The sequence below is a fragment of the Calothrix sp. CBUCES-K 9914 genome, assembly GCF_059640475.1.
The window spans coordinates 92,502-102,408 of the sequence record NZ_JBXXZH010000002.1; the positions used below are offsets into that span (position 1 = coordinate 92,502).

9 protein-coding genes are annotated in these 9,907 nt (G+C 40.4%); 5 read left to right on the top strand and 4 right to left on the bottom strand.

Annotation, left to right across the window (positions count from 1 at the left end):
* Positions 1-516 carry a DUF937 domain-containing protein gene (locus AC2JBO_RS00815; protein ID WP_496951714.1) on the bottom strand — a complete coding sequence of 172 codons (516 nt, stop codon included), beginning with the start codon at positions 514-516 and terminating at the stop codon, positions 1-3.
* Between the two features lie 292 nt (positions 517-808).
* On the opposite strand from AC2JBO_RS00815, the gene AC2JBO_RS00820 reads away from it, so the two are divergent.
* The 3 genes from AC2JBO_RS00820 (at position 809) to AC2JBO_RS00830 (ending at position 3,426) form a co-directional block, all read left to right on the top strand.
* Positions 809-1,156 carry a hypothetical protein gene (locus AC2JBO_RS00820; RefSeq protein ID WP_496951715.1) on the top strand — a complete coding sequence of 116 codons (348 nt, stop codon included), beginning with the start codon at positions 809-811 and terminating at the stop codon, positions 1,154-1,156.
* A 130-nt stretch (positions 1,157-1,286) separates the two neighbouring features.
* Entirely contained in the window at positions 1,287-1,595 is a 309-nt protein-coding gene (locus AC2JBO_RS00825) for a hypothetical protein (RefSeq protein WP_496951716.1), read from the top strand.
* A 103-nt stretch (positions 1,596-1,698) separates the two neighbouring features.
* Complete coding sequence (locus tag AC2JBO_RS00830; RefSeq protein ID WP_496951717.1) at positions 1,699-3,426, top strand: succinate dehydrogenase/fumarate reductase flavoprotein subunit; 1,728 nt, start codon at positions 1,699-1,701, stop codon at positions 3,424-3,426.
* Here the strand turns inward: AC2JBO_RS00830 and AC2JBO_RS00835 are convergent.
* Positions 3,392-3,538 (bottom strand): hypothetical protein, encoded by a 147-nt coding sequence (locus AC2JBO_RS00835; RefSeq protein WP_496951718.1) that lies wholly within the window; start codon positions 3,536-3,538, stop codon positions 3,392-3,394. The genes AC2JBO_RS00830 and AC2JBO_RS00835 overlap by 35 nt on opposite strands.
* A gap of 313 nt (positions 3,539-3,851) precedes the next feature.
* On the opposite strand from AC2JBO_RS00835, the gene AC2JBO_RS00840 reads away from it, so the two are divergent.
* Positions 3,852-5,060, top strand: a complete 1,209-nt coding sequence (locus AC2JBO_RS00840) for a NupC/NupG family nucleoside CNT transporter (protein ID WP_496951719.1) — start codon at positions 3,852-3,854, stop codon at positions 5,058-5,060.
* A gap of 423 nt (positions 5,061-5,483) precedes the next feature.
* Here AC2JBO_RS00840 and AC2JBO_RS00845 read toward each other — a convergent pair whose 3' ends face one another.
* Together AC2JBO_RS00845 and AC2JBO_RS00850 are read right to left on the bottom strand one after the other, a co-directional pair.
* Positions 5,484-7,271 (bottom strand): PAS domain-containing hybrid sensor histidine kinase/response regulator, encoded by a 1,788-nt coding sequence (locus AC2JBO_RS00845; RefSeq protein ID WP_496951720.1) that lies wholly within the window; start codon positions 7,269-7,271, stop codon positions 5,484-5,486.
* 193 nt (positions 7,272-7,464) lie between these two features.
* The gene (locus tag AC2JBO_RS00850) at positions 7,465-8,409 is read right to left on the bottom strand and encodes an alpha/beta fold hydrolase (RefSeq protein WP_496951721.1); all 945 of its coding nucleotides are present in this window, start codon (positions 8,407-8,409) and stop codon (positions 7,465-7,467) included.
* A gap of 108 nt (positions 8,410-8,517) precedes the next feature.
* Here AC2JBO_RS00850 and AC2JBO_RS00855 point away from each other — a divergent pair.
* The coding region (locus AC2JBO_RS00855; RefSeq protein WP_496951722.1) for a two-partner secretion domain-containing protein at positions 8,518-9,907 on the top strand (1,390 nt) is incomplete at its 3' end.

The following is a 9,907-nucleotide window of genomic DNA, read 5'->3' on the forward strand; positions in this document are numbered from 1 at the left end:
TTATCTTCCCATAAATTGACTCGCTATTCGCATTGCGTCAGCTATATCAACGTCACCATCTCTATCTGAGTCTAAAAAACTATTGAGAACCGAATTTCCACCACCCGAAGTACTGGCGCCTGATTGTAAAAAGTTTAGGACTACTGGTACAATCATTGGCAGCATTTGCTGAATCAAATTTGCATCCACACCGCTACGTTGCGACGCTACATTTGCAACTTGTTCCTGCATTTGAGGTGAAAATACAGAGTCCACTGCATCTGGGTTCTGAGAATTACCCGCAAATTGATTTACAATATCATTGACTACATCTGACCCTTCGTTTGCCTGCTTTTGTTGTAAAGCAGAACGAACTTGACCACCAACGACTGACATTATTGTTTGCATTGCCGATGAGTCAGTACCAGTGTTGCCACTCATTTGCTGTACTGCGTTGATGATACCACCAATTTGACTCATACTACCTTGCTGATTTGGATTGGAAACTGCACCGAGGATTTGATCGAAAAGTCCCATGTCGTTTTCTCCTTTAGTTATCATTCCACGTATCTACCTGATTAAAACATATCGCCTGGTAGGATGCGTGACGCTATAAGGAAATTCAACGGAGCTACAAGACATGTAGCGTCACGCACCGACTCTCGACTCTTAACAATAAGTAACTTTACCTAATTCTTTTGGATGAAGCAGTATATGAATTATATATGTCATTGTGTATAAGTCACAATCATGATTTGGTGCGTGACGCTACAAGTTCTATAGCTACGCTGAGGTTCGTTATAGGGTCACACACCCTACTTTAAACTTTATGGGTAAAAAATCTGAAGAGCCAAAAGATGTACGTCTTGCGGCAACAACTCGAATTTGGGGTTGTACTGTTGGAATATTAGCTATTTGTGTACCTCTTTCAATACCACTTCGTAGTTCATTAGTCCCGCTTGCTGCCCTTACAGGTGCCACCATTGGTACAGTAGCGGTATGGCGTTCTGATGATAAGAAGTATAAAGGTAATCAACTGGTGCCACAACAGGTAGAATTACTCGAACAGCGTCTTCGAGATTTGGAGGCAATTGTGAGCAGTGAAGATTATGATTTGAAAAAGCGACTTAGCCTGTTGGAGTCAGAAAATAATGGTAAATATCGGGATAAGAAATAATAGAGTTTCTAGCTTCACTTTCATCGGTATGTGAAGGAATATTACGAAAGATTCAAAAATATTTAGAAATCGTCGAAATCAAAAACATGGCTTTAAGGTAGAAACTAAGGACAAACATAAGGGCGAACTGATGAGTAATATTCCAAGATACCGATTTGTCTGTACATTAACTTTTGGCGATATTTACGGTCAAATCATCGTTTGGCTAATCACGATTACAATCAGTTTAGCTGCTGCACTAGCATTGATGGGCGCCAGACGACCAATTTATGCGTTAGCAACAGTTGGACTTATTGTACTCTTATCGCTACCGTTCCTACTATTTGCTTTCGTTACAACCTTACTAAATCATATTGAAGTCGCACCGCTTGAAGCCGGCACCAAAATGGAACCAATACCTGGTAACATTTCTCAACAGCAACCTGTACCAACAAATTAAGAGTTAAAGGAAACGGGTAGAGGGAAAAACCTTACCCTTTTCCTTTTTCGCTTTCTCCCTCATACAATAGAACAGCAGCTCTTATTTGTATGCCAGATTACTTATGCTTGAACATGATGTAATTATAGTGGGTGGTGGGTTAGCAGGATGCCGCGCAGCAGTTGAAATTGCCCGTAGAGACCCTAGTTTAAATGTAGCGGTTGTTGCAAAAACCCATCCTATTCGCTCGCACTCGGTTGCTGCACAAGGGGGGATGGCAGCTTCGTTAAAAAATGTTGATACATCAGATAGTTGGGAAGCACACGCTTTTGATACAGTCAAAGGTTCTGATTATTTAGCTGACCAAAATGCCGTCGAAATTCTGACTCGTGAGGCACCAGATGTTGTTATAGATTTAGAACATATGGGTGTGTTGTTCTCGCGTCTATCTGATGGCAGAATTGCACAGCGTGCGTTTGGCGGACATTCACACAACAGAACTTGTTACGCTGCCGATAAAACCGGACACGCGATTTTACACGAGTTAGTTAGCAATCTCCGCAAGCATGGTGTGAAACTTTACCAAGAATGGTATGTAATGCGCCTGATATTAGAAGAAGGTCAGGCGAAAGGTGTTGTGATGTTCCGTATAGAGGACGGGCATATTGAGGTGGTGCGTGCGAAAGCCGTGATGTTTGCGACGGGTGGTTATGGTCGCGTTTATAACACTACTTCTAACGATTATGCTTCGGCTGGTGATGGTTTGGCAATGACGGCGCTAGCTGGTTTACCGTTGGAAGATATGGAGTTTGTACAGTTTCACCCCACAGGATTATACCCTGTTGGTGTGTTAATTTCTGAAGCTGTGCGAGGAGAAGGCGCCTATTTAATTAACAGCGAAGGTGAGCGGTTTATGGAAAGATACGCTCCCAGTCGCATGGAACTGGCGCCACGTGATATAACTTCGCGCGCGATAGCTTATGAAATTCGTGCGGGTCGGGGAGTAAAGCCTGATGGTAGTGCAGGGGGAGTATATGTATATCTCGACTTGCGTCACATGGGCAAAGAAAAAATCATGAGTCGTGTTCCCTTTTGTTGGGAAGAAGCGCATCGGTTAGTTGGAGTTGATGCAGTTACCGAACCAATGCCAGTTCGTCCAACTATTCATTATTGTATGGGTGGCATTCCTGTTAACACTGATTGTCAAGTACGTAGTGGTGCCGACTCTATTGTAGAAGGATTTTTCTCAGCTGGTGAAACCTCTTGTGTATCGGTACACGGCGCCAATCGTTTGGGTAGCAACTCGCTGTTAGAATGTGTTGTATACGGAAAAAGAGCAGGCGCCAGTATTGCAGAGTACGTCAAAAACCGCAAATTGCCCAATATCGACGAACAAAGATATATTAATGAAGCAAAACAGCAAATTCAGGCTTTACTCGACCAACCTGGAGAATATCGAATTAACCAAGTTCGGCAAGCATTTCAAGATTGTATGACTGAGTATTGCGGTGTATTTCGTACCGAAGAACTCATGCAGCAAGGTTTACAGCAACTACAAGAGTTTCAAAATAAATACTCGCAAATTTATTTAGATGATAAAGGTAAAGACTGGAATACTGAACTTGTAGAAGCTTTGGAATTACGCAGTTTAATGGTAGTTGGGCAAATTATCATGACCTCTGCTAACCGTCGTAAAGAAAGTCGCGGCGCCCATTTCCGCGAAGATTTTCCACAACGCGACGATAATAACTTCCTACAACACACATTCGCTTATTACTCACCCGCAGGAATTGATATTCAATATGCGAGCGTGAGTATTACAATGTTCCAACCTCAAGAGCGAAAATACTAAATACTGGCAACGGATACAACGGATGTAGCGGATAACTTATCCGTTTCATCCGTTTATCATCCGTTGCCACTGTTTTGTTAGGTGTTTCGGTCGTTGCTTTAGCTACGGTCATTTTTATATCTCCATAAAACATTCGAGCCGCGCGATTCAAAGGTAGTACTACTATACGAATCTAAATATCTATACTCAAAGTAATTAACTAATGAGCTTTGTGTTTATTTTTACCTATAACTTGATAAGCTACTCTTTAAATTTAATTATTTTAGAAATTCTTAATATTTTCTTAATAATTGTGAATTTGGTAATATTGACCATTACTACACATCTGAGGACAGATGTGCCACAACCAGCAAACAGTAATATTTGGCGCAATTGATGTATCCTTTATAGCTTAATGTCTTAGGGGTTCTGTTTACAGGGTTATTATGGAGCGTGCGATTTCGTTACTTGGTATATTAGTATTTATTGGTATATCTTATGCCCTTTCGGTAGACCGTAAGGCGATACGCTGGCGAACTATTGCTTGGGGTTTGATGTTGGAGTTTGGGTTTGCGCTGCTGATACTCAAGACCTCTTGGGGTATCACAATATTTCAATTTCTTGGTGATACCGTTGCTAATTTTCTCTCTTACTCAGATGTCGGCGCCAAGTTTGTTTTCGGTGACAACTTTAAAGACCATCTATTCGCATTCCAAATACTCCCCACAATTATTTTTTTCTCAGCATTCATTAGTATTTTATATCACTACGGTATTTTACAGTGGGTGGTGAATGGTTTGGCGTGGGGAATGATGAAAACGATGCGAACTTCCGGTGCCGAGTCACTATCAACTGCTGGTAACATCTTCCTAGGTCCCACAGAATCACCGTTGATAGTCAAGCCGTATGTTGCTAAAATGACACAATCTGAATTGTTTGCGGTGATGACGGGTGGGTTTGCAACGGTTGCCGGAGGTGTCTTAGGCGCCTATTTATCGTTTGGTGTACCGCGACAACATTTAATCGCAGCGTTTTTTATGACGGCGCCAACAGCTTTAGTTGTGGCAAAGCTGCTTTATCCAGAAACTGAGATTTCTGAGACAGCGGGCAACGTTAAGATGGATGTGAAAACTAATTACGTTAACGCTATCGACGCTGCAACGACTGGCGCCATTGATGGCGTTAAATTAGCCGTTAACGTCGGTGTAATGATTATTGCATTTTTAGGCTTACTGGCCGTTGCTAATGCTTTATTCGGATGGATAGGAACGCGCGTTGGTTTACCGCAACTATCACTAGAGTGGATGTTGTCATTTGTAATGGCGCCTATCGCGTTTTTAATGGGAGTACCATTATCTGATTGTATGCAAGTTGGAGCTTTACTCGGTAAAAAGACGATTTTAAACGAGTTTATCGCTTATCTGGATTTAAAAACCCTTATCGAAAACAAGCAAATATCTCCGCGCGCCATTATCATCGCCACCTATGCTTTGTGTAACTTCGCGAATATCGGCTCCATCGGTATCACAATTGGTGGTATCACCGGAATGGCGCCACACCGTCAACACGATTTAGCGCGTATGGGTATCAAATCGATGATAGGCGGATTACTCGCTAGTTTTATTACAGCCGCAATTGCTGGAATCTTGGTATGAAAGGAGTACTTTGTTGCGAAATTTTAAAGGTTGTAAATAAAGGTTAAATTCAGGTTATGCCTCTGTTTTTGGTGCTACTTTAGTAATCAAGACACCAAACAAGGCACAACTGAAAACGAAAGGGCGTAAGACCTAGTGTCTCCTGTCAAAAGCCCAAACAAATGTTCAGCATTACTTAAAGTGTGGCAGTGCTTCCTTGTATTGGATAGCAAGCCAAATCCCTAAGCGGAAAAACAAATAAATGCTGAGTTTGTTAGCTACAATGTAAACCCTTATTTGCTAACCTTCCACTTACCCTAGATAAATTAGTTTGACTAATCTTAACCTTCTATAGCCCAGTCACCTTTGACTGGGCTATAGTTATTGTCCCGTAGGATAGGCGTCTCGCCTGTCTATATAATATTTGTAGGACAGGCAAGATGCCTATCCTACGAGTTTCGCAATTGCTACAATTAAATTCTCCGGTTCAAAAGGTTTCGCTATATGCATCTGGAAACCTGCGTCCAGAGCTTGCTGTTTCTTTGCTTCACTCGCATCAGCTGTTAGCGCAATAGCTTTAATATTACGATTTTGTGTTTGTGGTAGCGCGCGGATACGTTGCATTAAATTATATCCGTCCGTTCCTTGTAGTCCAATATCACAAACCAATACGTCAAACTCTGATTTCTTTAATGCTGTTAATGCTGCTTTCGCGGAAGTTACAGGTGTTACGACGGCGCCTTCCTGTTCCAAAATAAATGATATAAACTCTAAAGCTGCTGTTTCATGTTCTACTACTAATATAGTAGTATTACTTAAATTGTTAGTTGTATTTATACTTTGTGAGTTACTTGTATCATTTTCGACAATATTATTAGAAGAATTAGCGTGAATGGCACCAATTATTAAAGGAAGTCGTATTGTAAATGTTGACCCCTTATCGACTCCAGCGCTAGTAGCTATAATTGTACCACCATGTGCTTCTACTAACTGCCTAGCTAGTGACAGTCCTAGTCCTAAACCTCCAAATTCGCGCGTTATCGAACTATCTTCCTGACGAAACCTATCGAATATAAATCCAATAAATTCTGGATGAATTCCTCTGCCTGTATCGCTCACCGCAATTTGTGCATATTGGTCTACTCGACTCAGCTTGACCATTATATTACCGTTATTCGGTGTAAATTTAATCGCGTTAGAAACTATATTCCATACTACTTGTTGGAGTCTACCTACATCTCCCATTACAAGCGGAATTGTTTGGTCAAAAATTGTTTCGATATGAATCGATTTTGCTTGTGCTGCTGGACGTACTGTTTCCAATGCAGCATTTATTGGCGCCACAAGTGAGACTGAACTTAAACTTAAAGTAAGTTTACCCTGAGTAATCCGCGATATATCAAGCAAATCATCAACTAATTGTGCTTGCCGTTTAGCATGTTCTTCAATTTGTACAAGCGCTTCTTTAACTTTCGCTTCCGGAAGCTGTTTCATTTGTAATACCTTCGACCATCCCAAGATTGGAGTTAGGGGAGTTCTCAGTTCATGGGAAAGCGTTGTTAAAAAATCATCTTTTGCTCGGTTCGCTGCTTGTGCTTCACTACGATTTTTTTGTTGTTGAGCAAGTAATTGTTCCCGTTCTTGCTCCAATACCTTACGTTGGGTAATATCTCGTTGTATAGCAACAAAATGTGTAATCGTTTGATTTACATTGCGAATTGGAGTAATATTCCACTCCACAAAAAACTCTGTACCATCTTTATGATAATTAATCGCCTCGCCGTGAAACGGTTCTCCTTCCTCTAAATGCCACCGTAAATCATCAAGCAAGACACGGTTTGTATTGGCGCCTTGTAATATTCGTGGAGTTTTACCTAATACTTCTTCTGCTTCATAACCCGTCATGTCAGTAAAAGCAGGGTTAACGTAAACAATTTCAGGACCTGGGTCGTCAAGTACTGCATCTGTAATTACTACAGAGTCTCTAGACTGCTGCACGGCAGACAACAAAAGTCTAATTGCTTCATCAGCTACCTGCAAATCTCTCAAAGCATTTGTTAATCGTTCTAAAGATTCAGTCAAATGACTCTTTTGTTGCAACGGCAAATCCTTTGCATTACGCTTCAGTTCAGCAACTCGCCTCTGAACATCTTGAATCTGATCGATAAAGTCGTCTCCGTTCACAGCAACTTCACTACAATAATCTCCACATTTTAATATATCGCTTCTCATTTACAAAAACATTAGTACTGCGAGAGACATATAATCACCAATCTTTTTTATTTTTAAGTCTATTGACAGTTGACAATTTGCCACCATTCTATTTTGGGGAATGGTGCGTGAAGGCTATCAAAATTTTAAAACGAAGCGTAGAACTAGTAGCCTTCACGCACCCTACTTTTGTTTGTAAACAATAACTTATCCGTTACATCCGTTGTATCCGTTGTAAAACCCATTCTTTGATGAGGTTGTTTACTTGGTCGGGTATTTCGTCGTGGGGACAATGACCTGCGGATAGAAAATACTCTCTCAACTGCGGATAATAACGTCTGAATTGCTTTGAACGTGTACGCGCGTTCATCCAAGGGTCTGCTTCTCCCCATAATATCAACAGTGGACATGTTAACTGTTGAAGCAATACGTCAACTTTTTCACCTTGAGGAGTACTGAACATCGAAGCAAATACATCAAATGCTCCAATATCACAAGATGGACGATAAATATCTTCTACTAACTGGTCAGTGATGACACTTTTATCTAAATATACTTTTTCTAGCGTTTGTCTAATTACCCAACGCTGACGCGCGTATTGAAACATCAAAAATTGAGCAAAAGGCTGTTTGAAAATGAATTTCGTTATCTCACCAAACAATTTTTGCACCATATCTGGGTGTTTGGGCGGCTGTATTTCACTTTGCAGTGCTTCTGGTTCAGATGATGAACTAGTATCATTGAATGGACCGGCACTGTTAAGTAATATTAAACCATAAGCTGCATCTGGACGCTGTGCTGCTAAACATAAAGATGCATAACCACCCAATGAGTTACCCGCTAATACTGCAGTATCACCTATCACTTCAGTAATAAAATCATACAGTTGGTCACGCCACAAACTACCACTGTATTCTAACTTCGGTTTTGCTGACCGTCCGTAGCCAAGTAAGTCTATTGCGTATACTTCAAAGTCTTGTGACAACTGCGCGATGTTTTTACGCCAATGGTCTGTAGAGGCGCCAAATCCATGCACTAATAATAAAGGTGGGTGCCCAATATGTTTCTGTCCTGCTTGAACATAATAAACGCTGTGTCCTCGCCATTGCCAGTACTTACCGGGTATAGAGGTTGTTGAATGTACCGTAGCTGCCTGCATAATTAAGAAATGTAAAGTCTCTATTTATAATTGTAAACTTTTCTCCAAATTTAAAGATACGGTAAAGCGCACCTCACTCAGGTGGATACCGTTAAGTATGTGTTATTTTTGATTCGCAGTATTGATTTTGAGTTTATATTTGGTGCTGTGATGATGACTATAGAAAAAGCACAAAGTATAATATTACGAGTTTGTTTAAGCAGTAAACCTTGGTTGCGCTTGAGTATAATTTGCTTCATATCTATTGCACCTGGACAAGCGCAAGTTGTTCCTGACACGACGCTTCCGAATAATTCGGTTGTAACGTCCACGCTAAATGATATTACCGTTACAGGTGGAACCAAAGAAGGCGCCAATTTGTTTCACAGTTTTACGAAGTTTTCAGTACGGACGGGGGAAAGCGTTTATTTTTATAATCCTTACACCGTGCAAAATATCATTATGCGCGTAACGGGGAATGATATTTCCAAGATTGATGGGTTAATACGTACAACAGGTAATGTCAACTTTTATTTATTTAACCCACATGGAATTGATATTGGCAAGAATGCGACTTTGGATATTAACGGTTCATTGTTTTTGAGTACCGTTCCAGAATGGAAATTTCCTGATAATAGTTCGCTCTCGTCTAGTCATACAACTCCTTTACTGACTATATCGGCGCCTATCGGTTTACAGTGGGGTGATACTTCTATCCAAGTTGGCGCCAATTTATCATCATTAAAAGATGTGAGTCTGCGAGCAAACAACGTTATGATTTCAGGTGATTTGACTAGTACTGGTGATGTGAATATTGCAGCTAAATCTATCAATATCAATTCTGGAGTCATAAATTCGCGTTCCTCTGGTACTATTACCCTACAAGGTTCAGTGATATCTATTTCTAATGGTTCTAAGCTAATTAACGACGCTATTAATCAAAGCGGTGGTGATATCACTGTTGAAGCGAGTAATAAATTTACCATCACTGGTGATAAAACAGGATTATTTACAGATACTGCATTAAATTCGACTGTGAAGGGAGGTAATATTTATCTAAAGGCGCCGACTATTCAAATTAATGATAAAGCTAGAGTCGCTGTCAACAGTCGTGGAAGTGGAAACAGTGGAGACTTAAATGTGATGTCCAATATTCTAGCAATTGATGGTGGAACACTAAGCGGCATAACAACAACTGGTGGTGGTAACGTCAATATACACGCCTATGATAAATTGATGTTGCAAGATAATGCTACAATCTCAACACTTTCTAGCGGTAAAAGAAATGGTGCCAACATTAACATTCAAGCCGGATTTATTCTAGTTAACCCAAACGGCAATAATGATATTACCACAAATGCAACGCCAGGTTATGGAGGTAAAATTAAAATTTACAGCAATGCTATATTTGGACTTCAAATAAGTCCATCTCCAACGAAACACAGTGATATTTCTGCAACATTTCCACTTCATGATGCTAAAATTAACAATAATATGGGTAATATTGATATTAGTACTC